This window comes from Acidimicrobiales bacterium (genome assembly GCA_035294085.1).
Lineage (GTDB): Bacteria > Actinomycetota > Acidimicrobiia > Acidimicrobiales > Bog-793 > DATGLP01.
In genome coordinates this window covers 30,509-46,236 of the sequence record DATGLP010000029.1, presented here as the reverse complement: position 1 = coordinate 46,236, position 15,728 = coordinate 30,509, and the positions used below count along the sequence as shown (strand labels likewise).

Genomic DNA, 15,728 nt, shown 5'->3' with positions numbered 1-15,728 from the left:
TCGGGCGCACCGGCAGCACCGACGCCGACCTGGAGGTGGAGCGCGACCATGCCAGCGAACGAGGGGACGGCGGAGGCGGCCACGGCGAGCGAACGCCGGCGCGCCGTGGTCGTCGGCGTCGACGGGTCGGAGCCGTCCTCGAGGGCGCTCGCCTTCGCGGCCGAGGAGGCCCGCCTCCGGGGGGCGTCGCTCAGGGTCGTCTACGCCTGGAGCCTCCCGGCACTGAGCACGACCGCCTACCTGCCCCCGGAAGCCTTCGAGGGGGTGGCGGAGGACGCCGAGCGCCTCGTCAGGCGCCAGGTCGCCGAGGTGCTCGGCGACGAGCCGGACGTCCCGGTCGACTACGAGATCGAGAGCGGCCCGCCAGCGAACGTCATCCTCGGCGCGGCGAAGGACGCCCTGCTCGTCGTCGTCGGCTCGCGCGGCAGGGGCGGCTTCGCGGGCCTGCTCCTCGGCTCGGTGAGCACCCAGGTCGCGCACCACGCGAGCTGCCCGGTCGTCATCGTCCGTTCGTAGCCGCCGGCGAGGACGCGAGCCGGGGCGGGCGCGCCGCGGCGCCCGAAGCGGGCCGGCCGAAGAGGCCGTTCGTCCCTGTCCCGTTCCGGCTCGAGCGGCTTCGATGGTTGCGCAGGCCGGGGTGGGAGCGGCCCGAGCCTCGTGGCCAGCCCCGGGGGAGGAGGCGCGATGAGCACGCAGACCGGTCCGAGCGAGACGCGTTCGTGGGACGTCGAGCTCTACGACGCCTTCCGCGCCCACGTCCAGGAGGAGAGCGACCTCCTCGACTCGTACCTGCGTCTCGGCGCGAGCCTCGAGTCGCCGGACGTCGCGTACCTCGTCGACCTCATCGTCGAGGACGAGCAGCGCCACCACCGCCTCTTCGAGCAGCTGGCCGAGACGCTTCGGGCGGACATCGAGCTCGGGGAGCGCGCCGACGCGGTTCCCGACGTGCCGGTGCGGCGCGCCGACGCGGCGGCGCTGCGGGAGGCCACCGCGGCCCTCCTTCGCTTCGAGCGGGAGGACGCGCGCCGCCTGAAGCTGCTGCGCAGGTCGCTCAAGCCGGTTGCGCAGACCACGCTGTGGCCGCTGCTCGTCGAGACGATGGAGCTCGACACGAGGAAGCACATCCTCATCCTCGAGCACCTGCAGCGCATCGCGGAGGGGATGCCGCTGCGCTAGGCCACTACAGGGGGCGCACCGCGTAGCCGGGCGGCGCCTGCTCGAGCTCCGCCTCGAGCTCCTTCTCGGTGAGCAGGCCGCCCTGGGAGCCGACGCGGTGGACGACGCTCATCGCGTTCGCCGGCGCCCAGGCGAGTCCCACCTCGAGGGGGAGCCCCCTCGCGAGCGCGGCGACGAGCGTGGCGGCGAAGGCGTCGCCGGCCCCCGTCCGCTCGAGGGGCGGCTCGCGGTCGGGGTAGCAGGGGACCCGGTAGCGGCGCCGGCCATCCGACGCGTAGGCGCCCGCCGGGCCGTCGGTGACGACGGCGACCCGAGGCCCGAGCGCGTGCAGGTGGTCGAGGAGGTCGGCGACGTCGGCGTGGCGACCACCGCCGATGACCGCTGCCTCCTCCCGGTTGCACACAAGGAGGTCGGCCCGCCGGTAGAGGCGGGCGAGCCGCTCGGTGCCGAGCTGGATCTGGAAGGTCCCGGGCTGGAAGGCGAGGCGCACCGCGGGCTCGGCCTCGAGCCAGTCGGCCAGCTGCCCGTAGTACTCGAGGGTCTCGTCGCCGAGCGAGCTCAGGTAGAGCCAGCGAGGCACCTCCGAGGGGCGCAGGTGCGGCCAGTGGTACTCGTACGACTCGTGGTGGACGAGGATCGTCCGCTCGTCCCCGTACCACAGCACGAAGTTGCGGTTCGTCGGCAGCCCCGGGTCGATGCGCACGAAGCGCGTGTCCACGCCCTCGCGGTGGAGCGCCGTGAGCACGTCGCGACCCACCTGGTCGCCGCCGACGTTGGCGACGAGCGCGGCGGCGAGCCCGAGACGGGCGAAGCAGACCGCGGCGTTCGACGAGTTCCCCCCCGCGGCCACGGTCTCGGCGTGCTCGAAGCGCACCTTGCCCCCGTAGGGGAGCTCGAGACGGCGGTCCCCCTCGCCGGCGTCGACGACGCGCGCCTCGAGGAGGCGAATGAAGACGTCGGTGGTCACGTCTCCGACGCTCAGCACATCGATCGCGCGCACGTCCGCGGGGAGCGTACCCGGCACCGGCGCGCGCGCCGCGGCGCGCGACGCGCGGGCGGGAGGTGCCGTTCGACCCTGGCGGCGCCCGGCGCCGCCGACAGGCTGGAGGCAGGGCTCTCGAAGGAGGACGCATGGAGCGGATCCGCTGGTTCAAGGACGTCGGCCTCGAGGACGTGGGCCTCGTCGGCGGCAAGGGCGCCAACCTCGGCGAGATGACCCGGGCCGGCCTGCCGGTGCCGCCCGGGTTCGTGATCACGAGCGAGGCCTACCTCGAGGCCGTCGAGCGCTCCGGCCAGCGCGACGCCCTGCGCCGCCTCCTCGCCGACGTGCGGCCGGAGGACCCGGCGAGCCTCGCCTCGACCGCGGCGCAGGCGCAGGAGCTCCTGCGGCGCACCCCGGTGCCGCCCGAACTCGCCGCGGAGGTGCTCGCCGCCTACCGGGAGCTCGGCGAGAAGGCCAGCGTCGCCGTCCGCTCCTCGGGCACGAGCGAGGACACCGCGGGGACCTCCTTCGCCGGGATGAACCTCACCCGGACGAACGTCGCAGGCGAGGAGGCGCTCCTCGCGGCGATCGTCGACTGCTGGGCGTCCCTCTACGGCGAGCGCGTCGTCGCCTACCGAGCCTTCGAGGGCGTGACCGAGGAGCCCTCCCTGGCGGTGATCGTCCAGGAGATGGTCCCCTCCGAGCGCTCCGGGGTCATGTTCACGGCGGACCCCGCCTCGGACCGCGCCGACCGGATCGTCATCGAGGCCGCCTTCGGCCAGGGCGAGGTCGTCGTCTCCGGCCGGGTCGAGCCCGACACCTACGTCGTCTCGAAGGACGGACCCACGCTCGTGAGCGTGCGCGTCGGCCGCAAGCGAGTGGCCGTCGTGCGCGGGCCGGACGGCGCGGATCGCGAGGTCGAGCTCGACGCCGAGACGGGCGCGCGTCGCGTCCTCAGCGACGAGGAGGTCGTCGACCTCGCCCGCCTCGGCCTCGCCCTCGAGCGCCACTACGGGTCCCCGCAGGACGCCGAGTGGGCCATGGCGGCCGGCAGGACCTTCCTCGTCCAGTCACGACCCATCACGACCCTGCACGCCCGCGCGGCGAAGGCGGGTGCGCCCGGACGGGTCCTGCTGAACGGCCTCGCCGCCTCCGCGGGGCGGGCGTCGGGCGCCGTGCGCGTCCTCGCCTCGCCCGACGAGGGCGACCGGCTGCGCGACGGCGAGGTCCTCGTCGCCACCATGACGAGCCCGGACTGGGTACCGGTGATGCGACGTGCGGCCGCGCTCGTCACCGACGGCGGGGGCATGACCTGCCACGCCGCCATCGTGGCGCGCGAGCTGCAGGTGCCCTGCGTCGTCGGGACGCGCAACGCGACGACCGTGCTTCGCGACGGCGAGGTGGTGACGGTCGACGGCGCGAAGGGCCAGGTCCTCGAGGGCGTGGTGGGCGAGGCGCCGCCACCGCCGGCGGCGCCGGCACGACCGGCCGCGACGCAGCCGCTGGCGACGCGCCTGTACGTCAACCTCGCCGTCGCCGAGCACGCCGAGGAGGTCGCCGCGCTCCCCGTCGACGGGGTCGGCCTGCTGCGCGCCGAGTTCATGGTGACCGACGCGCTGCGCGGCGTCCACCCGCGCAAGCTGCTCGAGCGCGGCGAGGCCCGATCGTTCGTCGACACGATGGCGGCCCACCTCACGCGCATCGTGACGGCCTTCGCCCCCCGTCCCGTCGTCTACCGCAGCATCGACTTCCGCAGCAACGAGTTCCGGAAGCTCGACGGCGGCGACGTCGAGCCGCAGGAGGACAACCCGATGATCGGCTACCGGGGCTGCTTCCGCTACGTGGACCAGCCCGACCTGTTCCGCCTCGAGCTCGACGTGCTCGGCACGGTGGCCACGACGAGCCCGAACCTGCGCCTCATGATCCCCTTCGTCCGGACGGCCTGGGAGCTCGAGCGCTGCCTCGAGCTCGTCGCGGCCCACCCCGAGGCGAGCGCGCTCCCCGTGTGGGTGATGGCCGAGGTGCCCTCGGCCGCCTCCTGGATCCCTACCTACGCGGCGATGGGCGTCGAGGGCGTGTCGATCGGCAGCAACGACCTGACCCAGCTCGTACTCGGCGTCGATCGTGACTCGGAGGTCCTCGCCCCCCTCTTCGACGAGGCCGACCCTGCGGTGCTCGACGCGATCGGCCGGATCGTCGCGGCCTGCCAGGCGGCTGGCATCACCTCGTCGCTGTGCGGCCAGGCGCCGTCGAACCGCCCCGAGTTCGCCGAGTACCTCGTGCAGCTCGGCATCACCTCGATCTCGGTGAACCCCGACGCTGTCGAGGCCGTGCGCCGCTCGGTCGCCGACGCCGAGTGGCGTCTCGTCCTCGCGGGCGCGCGTCGCGACCAGCCCGCGATCCCGAGCCCGCTCGCGCCCCGGCACCGGCCGAAGCTGCCCGGCGCGCGGCGATGAGCGCTCCCGGCGCGGCCGGTGGCGAGCCGGCCGCCGCAGGCGAGGAGGGCGGGCGGGGGCGTCGCGGACTCGACGTCGAGGTCGGCGAGCTCGAGCTGCGCCCGGTCGTGCACGTCCCGCACGGCGCCAGCCTGCGGCAGGCGGCCCGCGTGATGCGGGCCGCGGACGTGTCCGCGCTGCTCGTCGGCGAGCTCCCGCGCGAGCTCGTCACCGAGCGGGACCTCACGCGCGCGCTCGCGCTCGGCCTCGGCGGCGACGAGCAGGTCGAGACCGTCGCCTCGCCCTGGCCCTACTGGGTGACGACGACGAGCCACCTCGTCGACGCGGCGAGGATGATGCTCGCCCATGAGGTACGCCACCTCCTCGTCGTCACGCCCGAAGGCCGCGTGGCCGGCATCCTCTCGATGCGCCAGGTCTTCTCCGGCCTGCTCGGCGATCGCGTGTAGCGGCTCGCGCCGGCACGGCCGCTCGGTTGCCGGCGTGACCTTCGCCCCTACAGCGCGGGCGGGCGCCCTCGCGAGCCTGGAGCAGCCGCCCGGACCGGCGTGTGACGAGAGGAGCACACCATGACCGCCGTCGGCGCGGCCGCCGCAGCGCCCGGAGCTCCACCCGGGGTGCGAGCGGGGCCTCGAGCGGCCCGCTCCCTCCGACCGAGCGGCGGGTCGCGCCGCGAGCGGAGGCGGCGCCGTCGCGGCGGGAGACCGACGTGACCGGGGACGCGAACGAGCCGTCGCGAGGGGCGGACGGCCTCGGTCGCGAGGCCCCCCTCGACCCGCGCCAGCCCCTCGCCGAGCTCTTCTGGCGCCTGCGCACCTCGCCGACGGGCCTCTCGGAGCGCGAGGCAGCCCGTCGACTCGTCGCCGAAGGCCCGAACGAGCTCGCCCGCCGCGGCGGCCGGCACTGGCCCGGCGACCTGGCCCGGCAGTTCACGCACCCGCTCGCCCTCCTCCTCGCCGCTGCCGCCGCCCTCGCGCTCGTCAACCGGAGCGCGCTCCTGGCGGGCGCCATCGCCGCGGTCATCGTCCTCAACGCCGTCGTCGCGTTCGCCCAGGAGGAGCAGGCGGAGCGGGCGGTCGAGGCGCTCGCCGCCTACCTGCCCGAGCGGGCCCGCGTCCTTCGCGACGGCCAGCCCACCGAGGTGGAGGCGAGCCGGCTCGTGCCCGGTGACGTCGTCCTCATCGAGGAGGGAGACCGGATCAGCGCAGACGCTCGGCTCATCGAAGGCGAGGTCGAGGTCGACCTGTCGACCCTCACGGGCGAGTCGCTCCCCGCCTACCGCGCGGCGCACGTCGTCGAGACGCACGGTCCGCTCCTCAGCGCCCGGAACCTCGTCCTGAGCGGGTCGACCTGCACCGGGGGCGAGGCGCGCGCCGTCGTGACGCGCACGGGGATGCGCACGGAGCTCGGGCGGATCGCCTCGCTCTCCCAGCGCACCGTCCGGGAGCAGAGCCCGCTCGAGCGGCAGGTGAAGCGGGTGGCGTGGCTGATCGCCTCGGTCGCGCTCGCGGCGGCGATCGCCTTCCTGCCCCTCGGCGCCGCGGCCGGCCTCTCCCTGCGGGCGGCCGTCAGCTTCTCCGTCGGCCTGATCGTGGCCAACGTACCCGAGGGGCTCCTGCCGACGATCACGCTGGCACTCGCCGTCGGCGCGCGCGACCTGGCGCGGCGAGGCGCCGTCGTGAAGCGCCTCTCCGCGGTCGAGACGCTCGGGTCGACGACGGTCATCTGCACCGACAAGACCGGGACGCTGACGGCCAACCAGATGCGCGCCGCCGCCGTGTGGACCGCCGCGGGCACGGCATCGCCGGAGGAGCTCGCCGCAGCGCCTCCCGAGCTGCGGGCGCTCGCGCGCGCCGGCGCGACGTGCACGACGGCGAGCCGCGGGGACGGGCTCGCCGGCCCGACCGGCGACCCGACCGAGCTCGCCCTCCTCGAGCTCGCCGCCGGGGCACGCGTCCCGGTCCGGCCCGCCGAGCGCGACCGGTCGCGCCGCGCCCTCTACCACTTCGACCCCCACCTGAAGCGGATGTCGACGCTCGACGAGGTGGATGGCGCCCTCGTCGTGCACACGAAGGGCGCGCCCGAGAGCGTGCTCCCGCTGTGCGACCGGATCGCCACGCGCCACGGCGCCGAGGAGGCGATGACGGCGAGCTGGCGCGAGCGCGTCGAGGAGGTCGTCGCCGAGCAGGCGAGGGCGGGCCTTCGCGTCCTCGCCGTCGCGCGGCGCGCCGCGCCGGCGGGGCTCGAGGGGACGCCCCGGCGCGACGAGGTCGAGCGCAACCTGTGCTTCCTCGGCCTCGTCGCGCTCTTCGACCCGCCCCGTCCGGAGGTGGCGGCGTCGGTCGCGAAGGCCCACGCCGCGGGGGTTCGGATCCACGTCGTCACCGGCGACTACGGGCTCACGGCCGCGGCCGTCGCCCGGCAGGTCGGCATCGGCTCGGCGGCGAGCAGGGTCGTCAGCGGCGAGGAGCTCGACCGCCTCAGCGAGGACGAGCTCGACGCGCTGCTCACGAGCGGCGACGAGATCATCTTCGCCCGCAGCTCGCCGGAGGCCAAGCTGCGGATCACCGACGCGCTGCGGGCGCTCGGCGAGGTCGTCGCCGTGACCGGCGACGGGGTGAACGACGCCCCGGCGCTGCGGCGCGCCGACATCGGCGTCGCCATGGGCAGGGCAGGCACCGACGTCGCCCGCGAGGCGGCGACGATGGTGCTGACGGACGACAACTTCGCCACGATCGTCGCCGCGATCGAAGAGGGACGGCGCGTCTACGACAACGTGCGGAAGTTCATCGTCTACATCTTCACCCACGCCGTACCGGAGATCGTCCCCTTCCTCGCCTTCGCCCTGTCGGGTGGCACGATCCCCCTGCCGCTCACGGTCATGCAGATCCTCGCCATCGACCTCGGCACCGACACGCTCCCCGCCCTCGCCCTCAGCCGCGAGCCCGCCGAGCCCGGACTCATGCAGCGGCCGCCGCGGGGCCGGCACGAGAGCGTCGTCCGCCGGTCGATGCTCGCGCGCTCGTGGGGCTTCCTCGGCGTCGTGTCGGCCGCGCTCGTCCTCGGCGGCTTCTTCCTCGTCCTGCTGCGTGCCGGCTGGCACCCGGGGACGCCGACCGGGCCAGGCACGCCGCTGCACGAGGCCTACCGGCAGGCGACGACGGTCGCCTGGCTCGGGATCGTCGCGTGCCAGGTCGGCACCGCCTTCGCGGTGCGCGCCGAGCGGGCGCCGATCTGGTCGCTCGGCCTGCGGCGCAGCCGTGCGCTGCTCGCGGGGGTCGCCTTCGAGGTCGCCTTCGCCCTGCTCCTCGCCTACGCGCCGCCGCTCGAGGCGCTCTTCGGGACCGCGTCGCTGTCCCCCGCGCAGCTCGCCCTGCTCCTCCCCTTCCCCGTCGTGGTCGCAGGCGCCGACGAGCTGCGCAAGGCGGTCGCCCGCCGGCGATCGGCGCCGCCGCCGTGCGGACCGCCGCCTCCCGGGGCGCGCCCGCCGGGCTCCCTCGAGTCCCCCACGGGCGGAGGCCGGCGGCACGAGAGCGCTGCGCCCACGGCCGTGGCGCGGGTCCGGTCGTAGCGAGCGCCACGCCGCGGCGCTCGCCGGTGGCACCACCGGCCCGCCGGCGAGCTGGCTCAGCGCAGCCTCGCCAGGACCCCCGCCGGCGCCTCGATCCCGCAGCGGTCGTGCAGCGCCGCGGCCAGGGCGGCCGTGCCGTCGACGAGGCGCGGTCCGGGCCGGGAGAAGTACCCGGAGGCGTCGCCCGCGAACAGGCGCCGCGCGCCGGCCAGCTCGGGCCGGCTGGCGAGGAGCGCGCTCGCCTCCTCGCACGCCGCGTCGAGCCCGTAGCCGCAGGGCAGGAAGACGACGACCTCCGGGCGCGAGCGGCCGATCGCCTCCCACGCGAGGCGCGTCGAGGGCACCCCGGCGGACGCCAGGAGCGGCTCGCCACCGGCGAGACGCACCATCTCGGGGACCCAGTGGCCGGCGTTGTAGGGCGGGTCGCTCCACTCGAGGGCGAGCGTCGCCGGCCGAGGTCGCGCCGCGACGGCGCGGCGCACGGCCTCGAGGCGCTCGCGCAGCGCGGCCACGGCCTCCCGGGCGCGCGCCTCGGTCCCCGTCGCGCGCCCGACCGCGACGATCGAGTCGAGCACCTCGCCGAGCGAGGAGGGATCGAGCGAGAGGACCTGCGCCTCGATCCCGAGCACGTCCAGCGCGGCGCGCAGGTGGCCAGCGGGCACCGCGCACACCGCGCACAGGTCCTGGGTGATGACGAGATCGGGGGCGAGCTCGCGGATCGCCTCGTGGTCGAGCACGTAGGCCGGCGCGCCGCCCGAGACGCTCGCGCTGACGAGCCGGTCGATCTCGGCCGGCGACGCGCCCGGCGGCAGGTTGGACGCCGACACCCGCCGGACCCGGCGCGCCGCGGGTGGCCAGTCGCACTCGTGGGTCGCCCCGACGAGGTCGCCACCGAGGCCGAGGAGGTAGACGATCTCGGTCGCCGAGGGCAGGAGCGAGACGATGCGCACGCCACATCGTGCCCGACGGCGGGCGCGTCGGTGCAAGGATCGAGCCATGGCCCTCCTCGGCCCGCGCCTCGTCGTTGCCGGCACGCACTCGGGCGTCGGCAAGACGACGGTCGCCACCGGGATCATGGCCGCGCTCGCGTCACGCGGGCTGCGCGTCGGCGCGGCGAAGGTCGGGCCCGACTTCATCGACCCCGGCTACCACCGTGCCGCCACGGGGCGGCCGGGGCGCTCCCTCGACGCCTTCCTGGCCGGTCGCGAGCTCCTGCCGGGGCTCGCCGCCGCCGCGGCCCGCGGCGCCGACCTCCTCGTCGTCGAGGGGGTGATGGGGCTCTTCGACGGGGCGGGGCTCCCCGGCGTGGACGGCTCGACCGCCGAGGTCAGCCGGGTCCTCGAGGCGCCCACCGTCCTCGTCGTCGACGCGTCGGCCATGAGCGGCTCGGTGGCCGCCCTCGTCCACGGCTACGCGAGCTACGACCCGTCCCTCGACGTCGCCGGCGTCGTGCTCAACCGGGTCGGCGGCGCGGGGCACGCCGAGCTGCTGCGCGAGGCGCTCGCACCCCTCGGCCTGCCCGTCCTCGGGGCCATCCCCCGACGCGACGACCTCGTCTGGCGCGAGCGCCACCTCGGCCTCGTGCCGGTCGCCGAGCGGCCCGCCGAGACGCAGGCCGCGATCGCCCGCCTCGGCGAGGTGGTCGCGCGCCACGTCGACCTCGAGGCCCTCCTCCGCCTGGCGCGCGCCGCGCCGACGCGGCGCGCCGTCGACCCGCCGAGCGCCTCGTTCGTCGGGCGCTGCGTCGTCGCGCTGTGCGCCGGGCCGGCCTTCAGCTTCGTGTACCCCGAGAACCTCGAGCTGCTCGAGCAGGCCGGCGCCGAGCTCGTCCCCTTCGACCCGTGCCGCGCGGCGCGCCTGCCGGACGGCGCGGCGGCGCTGTACGCCGGTGGCGGCTTCCCGGAGGTCTTCGCCTCCGAGCTCGCAGCCAACCGACCGCTCCTCGACGAGCTCGCCGCTCGGGTCTCGGCGGGCCTCGTCACCTGGGCCGAGTGCGGGGGCTTCCTCCTCCTGTGCGAATCGCTCGACGGCGTCCCCCTCGCCGGCGCGCTGGCCGGCGTGCGGGCGCGCCTGGGCGACACCCTCGCGATCGGCTACCGGCGAGCGACGACGCGGGTGCCGGGGCTCCTCGGCCCCGCGGGCACCGAGCTCGTCGGCCACGAGTTCCACCGCTCGACCGTCGAACCCGCGGGCGACGCCCTCGAGCTCGAGGGCCGCTTCGGCCGCGGGCGGGCAGGGTTCTCGTCGCCGACCCTGTTCGCCAGCTACCTGCACCAGCACCTCGCGGCGCGCCCGGTGCTCGCGCAGCGGTTCGTGCGCGCGGCGCTCGACTCCTTGCCACGGCGCGCGGCGCGCGCCTAGGGTGCACGCAGCAACCGGCTGGTCAGCGAAGTCCGGTGGGAGTCCGGCGCTGTCCCGCAACTGTCGTTCCTCCGAGCTCTCGAGGGAGGACGAGCCAGGTCGCCTGGCCAGTCGGCAGCGACCAGGCGCGTCGAGGTAACGGGCAGGTCGCAGGGGTCCTCTCCTGCTGGCGGCACGAGCCCTCGACCACGAGGAGGAGTGCCATGAGAAGACCTTCTGCCCGAGCCCTCGCTCTCGCCCTCGCCGTCGGGCTGCTCGCGCCCGGCGCGGTCGCGAGCGCGGCGCCCCGAGGGGCTGGCGCGCACCGGCGCGGCTTCCCGGTGGCGATCGCGACGCCCGAGGGGGTCGCGCGCATCCCGGCGCGACCGACGCGGATCCTCTCGCTCTCGCCGAGCGCGACCCAGATGCTCTACGCCATCGGGGCGGGCCCCCAGGTCGTCGGCGTCGACCGCTACTCGACGTACCCGCCGAACGCCCCCCGCACCAGCTTCACCGGCGGGGAGACGAGCGCCGAGGACTACCTGAGCCTGCGGCCGGACCTCGTCCTGCTCGCCTTCGACGCCAGCCACCTCGTCGCCCAGCTGCGCACGCTCGGCATCCCGGCGCTCCTGCTGCCTCCCGCGACCTCGCTCGCCGGCGTCGACGCCCAGCTCGCCGAGCTCGGCCGAGCGACGGGGCACGTCGCCGCGGCGTCCCGCGTCGCCCGCACGCTCGCCCAGCGCATCGCCCGCGCCGCGAGCGCTGCCGGCTCGGCGGCGCGCGGCAAGACCTACTACCTCGAGCTCGACCCGACGCTGTACAGCGCCACCTCGAAGACCTTCGTCGGCGCGATCTTCGCCCGACTGAAGCTGCGCGACATCGCGGACGCGGCGGCGCACGGCTCCGCCTACCCGCAGCTGTCCGCCGAGTACCTCCTGCGGGCCAACCCCGACTACGTCTTCCTCGCGGACACCGACTGCTGCAGGCAGAGCCCCGCGACCTTCGCCCACCGCCCCGGCTTCGCCCGGTTGCGGGCCGTCCGCCTCCACCACGTCTACGGGATCCCCGACTCGCTCGCCTCGGAGTGGGGACCCCACAGCCTCGAGACGCTCGTCGCCGTCCTCGATCGCATCCTGACGGCCCGAGGCGCGCACGCGAGGGCCGCACGGCCGGCCGGGACGTGAGCCTCGCCCCTCGGCGGGAGCGCCGGGAGGCGCGTGAGGCCTCCCGAGCACCGGCGCTGCGCCTGTGGGAGATCGACGACGCCGCCACGGCCACCGTCGAGCCGACGCGCCTGAGGCCGGTGCAGGTGGTCGCGGGGATCGCCTTCCTCCTCGGCGCGGCGGTGGCGAGCGTCGTCGTCGGGCCCGCCGACCTGCCTCCCGGCGCCGTGCTCGAGGAGGTCGTCAGTCGGCTGCCCTTCGTCGCGCTCCACCCGCACCTGTCGCCCGAGGGCGTCGCCGTCGTCTGGCAGCTGCGAGCCCCGAGGATCGTGCTCGGCGGCGTCGTCGGGGCGATGCTCGCCCTCGCCGGCGCTGCCTACCAGGGGGTCTTCTCGAACCCGCTCGCCGACCCGTACCTGCTCGGCGTCGCCTCGGGGGCCGGCCTCGGCGCCACCGTCGCGGTGATCGAGCTGCCCCGGCTGGCCCAGCTCCCCGCCGGCCCGGTGCCCGCCCTGGCCTTCGCCGGCGCGATCCTCGCCGTGCTCGCCACCTTCGCCCTCGGCCGCTCCCGCCGGGGTGGGCCGGCGGGCAACCTCATCCTCGCCGGCGTGGCGGTCGGCGCCTTCTTCACCGCAGCGCAGACCTTCCTCCAGCAGCGCAACACGCCCGTCCTCCAGCAGGTCTACACGTGGATCCTCGGCGGCCTGTCGACCGCGGGATGGAGCGACGTCACCCTCGTCCTGCCCTACGTCGGCGTCGCGGCGGTCGCGCTCCTCGCCTGTCGGCGCCTGCTCGACGTCCTCAGCGTCGGCGACGAGGAGGCGACGAGCCTCGGGGTGCGCGCGGAGCGCGTCCGCCTCGTCGTCATCGCGGCGGCGACGCTGGGGACCGCCGCGGCGGTCTCGGTGAGCGGCCTCATCGGCTTCGTCGGGATCATCGTGCCGCACACCATCCGCCTGCTCGTCGGGCCGAGCTACCAGCGCATCCTGCCCCTGTCGCTGCTGTTCGGCGCCGGCTTCCTCATCCTCGCCGACCTGCTCGCCCGCACCGTGCTCGCCCCGGGGGAGGTGCCGCTCGGGGTGGTCACCGCCTTCCTCGGCGCTCCCTTCTTCCTCGTCGTGCTGCGCCAGGCGAGGAGGCTGGCGTGACCCTCGAGGTCGACGCCGTGTCGGTGACCCTCGGCGGGCGCGTCGTGCTCGCCGGCGTCACGGCGCGCGTCCGGCACGGCGGCTTCCTCGGGGTGATCGGGCCGAACGGCGCCGGCAAGTCGACGCTGCTGCGCGCCGTCGCCGGCCTCGTCCCCTACGCGGGCGAGGTCCGCGTCGCGGGCCAGCGCCGGGACCTCGCCAGCCGTCGGCGCGCCGCGCGCCTCGTCGCCTACGTCCCCCAGCGCCCCGTGCTCCCGCCCGGGATGACCGTCACCGACTACGTGCTCCTCGGCCGCGCGCCCCACCGCCCCTACCTCGGGGGCGAGACGAGGCGCGATCGCCTCGTGGCGGCCGCCGTGCTCGAGCGGCTCGGCCTCGCCGGCCTCGCCGGGCGCACGCTCGGGGAGGTCTCCGGCGGCGAGGCGCAGCGGGCGGTGCTGGCACGGGCCCTCGCCCAGGAGGCCCCCGTGCTCGTCCTCGACGAGCCGACCGCGTCGCTCGACCTCGGCCACGGCCAGCGCGTCCTCGAGCTCGCCGACGAGCTGCGGCGCGAGCGCTCCCTCAGCGTGCTGTGCGCGATCCACGACCTCACCCTCGCCGCCCAGTACGCCGACGAGCTGCTCGTGCTGGCGGGCGGGCGAGCCGTCGCCGCCGGGACGGCGGACGAGGTGCTCACCGAGGCGAACGTCGGACGCTTCTTCGCCGCGAGCGTCGAGGTGCTGCCGGCGCGCTCGGGGCGCGCAGTCGTGCCGGCGCGGCCGAAGGACCTCGAGGTCCCCGGGCCGGTCGCGGCGGAGGCGGGCGGCGCGTGAGGTCGACCCCGCCCACGACGCCGCCCCCGCGCGCCCGCCGGCGAGCGGCTTCCCTCGTGCTCGTGAACACCGGGGACGGCAAGGGCAAGTCGACCGCTGCCCTCGGCACCGCGCTGCGCGCCCTCGCCCGGGGCTGGCGCGTGTGCGTCGTCCAGTTCGTGAAGTCCGGCCGCTTCCGCACCGGGGAGGAGCGGCTGCTGCGCGAGCTCGGGGCCACGTGGCACACCACCGGCGACGGCTTCACCTGGGTCGTCGACGACCTCGCGCGCTCGGCCGAGCTCGCCCGGGCGGCCTGGGCCACGGCACGCGAGGCGATCGCGTCGGGCGCGTTCGACCTCGTGCTCCTCGACGAGGTGACCTACCCGTGCAACTGGGGCTGGATCGACGAGGAGGAGGTGCTGGCGGCGATCGCGAGCCGCCCGCCCGGCGTCAACGTCATCGTCACCGGGCGCGACGCGAGCGAGGCGCTCGTCGCGATCGCCGACACGGTCACCGAGATGGTGAAGGTGAAGCACGCCTTCGACGCGGGGATCGCGGCGCGCCGGGGCATCGACTTCTGATGGCCGCGTCCGCCGGCGCGCTCCTGGTCTGCGGCACCGCGAGCGGCGTCGGCAAGACGAGCATCGTCACGGGGCTGTGCCGCGTCCTCGCCCGGCGGGGCGTGCGCGTCGCCCCGTTCAAGGCGCAGAACGTGGCGCTCAACGCCGCGGTCACCGCTGCGGGCCACGAGATCGCCCGCTCCCAGGCGCTCCAGGCGGCCGCGGCCCGCGTCGAGCCGGAGGCGGCGATGAACCCGGTCCTGTGCAAGCCCGGCGCCGACGGCGACTGCCAGGTGGTCGTGCTCGGGCGGCCGCTTGCGGACCCGCTCGCCGGCGACTGGCCCCGGGCGCGCCCGCGCCTCGCGGGCGTCGTCGAGGCGGCGCTCGCCGACCTGCGCAGCCGCTTCGACGCCGTGCTCGTCGAGGGCTCCGGCGGCGCAGCCGAGATCAACCTGCTCGAGGCGGACCTCGCCAACCTCCCGCTCGCGCGCGCGGCGGGCATCCCGGCGATCCTCGTCGGCGACATCGAGCGCGGCGGCGTCTTCGCCTCGCTCTACGGCACCGTCGCGCTCCTGCCGGCGCCCCTGCGGCGCACGCTGCGCGGCTTCGTGGTGAACAAGCTGCACGGCGCCAAGGAGGTCCTCGCGCCCGGGATCGCTAAGCTCGAGCGGCGCTGCAGGCTCCCCGCCCTCGGGGTCCTCCCGCACCTCGGCGCGCTCGGCCTCGATGCCGAGGACTCCCTCTCGCTCGCAGGCGAGGCGCCCGCCGGCGGCGCGGGCGACCGCCTCGACGTCGCCGTCATCGGGCTGCCCCACCTCGCCAACTTCACCGACCTCGACCCGCTCGCCTGCGAGCCGGGCGTCGCCGTGCGCTACGTGCGCCACCCGAGCGCCTTCGGCGACCCGGATCTCGTCGTCCTGCCGGGCTCGAAGGCGACCGTCGCGGATCTCGCCTGGCTGCGCTCGGTGGGCCTCGACGAGGCGCTCGCGAGGGCCCTCTCCCGGCGCAGCACGCTCCTCGGCATCTGCGCCGGCTACCAGATGCTCGGCGTCGAGATCCACGACGAGGTCGAGTCGAGGGCCGGCACGGTGCCCGGGCTCGGCCTCCTCGACGTCGTGACGACCTTCGAGGAGGAGAAGGTGACGCGCCGGGTCGTCGGCCGCTCGTCGTCGGGCGAGCCGGTCGTCGGCTACGAGATCCGCCACGGCCGCCCCGTCCCGCGCCCGGGCGTGCCGGCCTGGCTCGTGACCGACGGGCAGCCTGCGGGCGAGGGCGTCGCCGACGAGGCGAGGGGCATCTACGCCACGAGCGTGCACGGCCTGTTCGAGTCCGACGAGCTGCGGCACCGCTTCCTCGCCGCCGCGGCGGCACGGCGCGGGAGGCCGCTCGGGCCCTCGAGCGTCCGCTTCGCGGCCCTGCGTGAGGCGCGGATCGACCGCCTCGCCGATGCCCTCGAGGAGCACCTCGAGCTCGAGGCCGTGCTCGCCCTCCTCGGCGAGGGCGCCGGCGGCAGGTGAGGCGCTCGCCCGAGGACGCGGGCCGCA

13 protein-coding genes are annotated in these 15,728 nt (G+C 76.1%); 11 read left to right on the top strand and 2 right to left on the bottom strand.

Annotated features, from left to right (window positions below; all coding sequences use genetic code 11):
• Positions 1-48 precede the first annotated feature (48 nt).
• Together VKV23_10825 and VKV23_10820 are read left to right on the top strand one after the other, a co-directional pair.
• A complete protein-coding gene (locus tag VKV23_10825) occupies positions 49-516 on the top strand; it encodes a universal stress protein (GenBank protein ID HLI16526.1) in 468 nt (155 codons plus the stop codon).
• Positions 517-684: 168 nt separating this feature from the next.
• Positions 685-1,176 carry a hypothetical protein gene (locus VKV23_10820; protein HLI16525.1) on the top strand — a complete coding sequence of 164 codons (492 nt, stop codon included), beginning with the start codon at positions 685-687 and terminating at the stop codon, positions 1,174-1,176.
• A 4-nt stretch (positions 1,177-1,180) separates the two neighbouring features.
• On the opposite strand, the gene VKV23_10815 is transcribed toward VKV23_10820, so the two are convergent.
• Complete coding sequence (locus VKV23_10815) at positions 1,181-2,143, bottom strand: carbohydrate kinase family protein (GenBank protein HLI16524.1); 963 nt, start codon at positions 2,141-2,143, stop codon at positions 1,181-1,183.
• A 164-nt stretch (positions 2,144-2,307) separates the two neighbouring features.
• On the opposite strand from VKV23_10815, the gene ppsA reads away from it, so the two are divergent.
• The 3 genes from ppsA (at position 2,308) to VKV23_10800 (ending at position 8,182) form a co-directional block, all read left to right on the top strand.
• Positions 2,308-4,614 (top strand): phosphoenolpyruvate synthase, encoded by a 2,307-nt coding sequence (gene ppsA / locus VKV23_10810; GenBank protein HLI16523.1) that lies wholly within the window; start codon positions 2,308-2,310, stop codon positions 4,612-4,614.
• Positions 4,611-5,060 (top strand): CBS domain-containing protein, encoded by a 450-nt coding sequence (locus VKV23_10805; GenBank protein ID HLI16522.1) that lies wholly within the window; start codon positions 4,611-4,613, stop codon positions 5,058-5,060. The genes ppsA and VKV23_10805 overlap by 4 nt, the downstream gene beginning before the upstream one ends.
• Positions 5,061-5,320: 260 nt before the next feature.
• Positions 5,321-8,182, top strand: a complete 2,862-nt coding sequence (locus tag VKV23_10800; protein ID HLI16521.1) for a cation-transporting P-type ATPase — start codon at positions 5,321-5,323, stop codon at positions 8,180-8,182.
• 56 nt (positions 8,183-8,238) lie between these two features.
• Here the strand turns inward: VKV23_10800 and VKV23_10795 are convergent, their stop codons facing one another.
• Positions 8,239-9,132 carry an ABC transporter substrate-binding protein gene (locus VKV23_10795; GenBank protein ID HLI16520.1) on the bottom strand — a complete coding sequence of 298 codons (894 nt, stop codon included), beginning with the start codon at positions 9,130-9,132 and terminating at the stop codon, positions 8,239-8,241.
• A gap of 46 nt (positions 9,133-9,178) precedes the next feature.
• Here VKV23_10795 and VKV23_10790 point away from each other — a divergent pair, with 46 nt between their 5' ends.
• From VKV23_10790 to VKV23_10765, 6 genes are all read left to right on the top strand, one after another.
• On the top strand, positions 9,179-10,543 hold the full coding sequence (locus tag VKV23_10790; GenBank protein HLI16519.1) for a cobyrinate a,c-diamide synthase: 1,365 nt from the start codon (positions 9,179-9,181) through the stop codon (positions 10,541-10,543).
• Between the two features lie 203 nt (positions 10,544-10,746).
• The gene (locus VKV23_10785; protein HLI16518.1) at positions 10,747-11,706 is read left to right on the top strand and encodes a helical backbone metal receptor; all 960 of its coding nucleotides are present in this window, start codon (positions 10,747-10,749) and stop codon (positions 11,704-11,706) included.
• On the top strand, positions 11,703-12,833 hold the full coding sequence (locus VKV23_10780; protein HLI16517.1) for an iron ABC transporter permease: 1,131 nt from the start codon (positions 11,703-11,705) through the stop codon (positions 12,831-12,833). Before VKV23_10785 ends, VKV23_10780 begins: the two co-directional genes overlap by 4 nt.
• Positions 12,830-13,645 carry an ABC transporter ATP-binding protein gene (locus tag VKV23_10775; GenBank protein HLI16516.1) on the top strand — a complete coding sequence of 272 codons (816 nt, stop codon included), beginning with the start codon at positions 12,830-12,832 and terminating at the stop codon, positions 13,643-13,645. Before VKV23_10780 ends, VKV23_10775 begins: the two co-directional genes overlap by 4 nt.
• A complete protein-coding gene (cobO, locus tag VKV23_10770; protein ID HLI16515.1) occupies positions 13,642-14,205 on the top strand; it encodes a cob(I)yrinic acid a,c-diamide adenosyltransferase in 564 nt (187 codons plus the stop codon). Before VKV23_10775 ends, cobO begins: the two co-directional genes overlap by 4 nt.
• Complete coding sequence (locus VKV23_10765) at positions 14,205-15,701, top strand: cobyric acid synthase (protein ID HLI16514.1); 1,497 nt, start codon at positions 14,205-14,207, stop codon at positions 15,699-15,701. The genes cobO and VKV23_10765 overlap by 1 nt, the downstream gene beginning before the upstream one ends.
• The last annotated feature ends 27 nt before the right edge of the window (positions 15,702-15,728 follow it).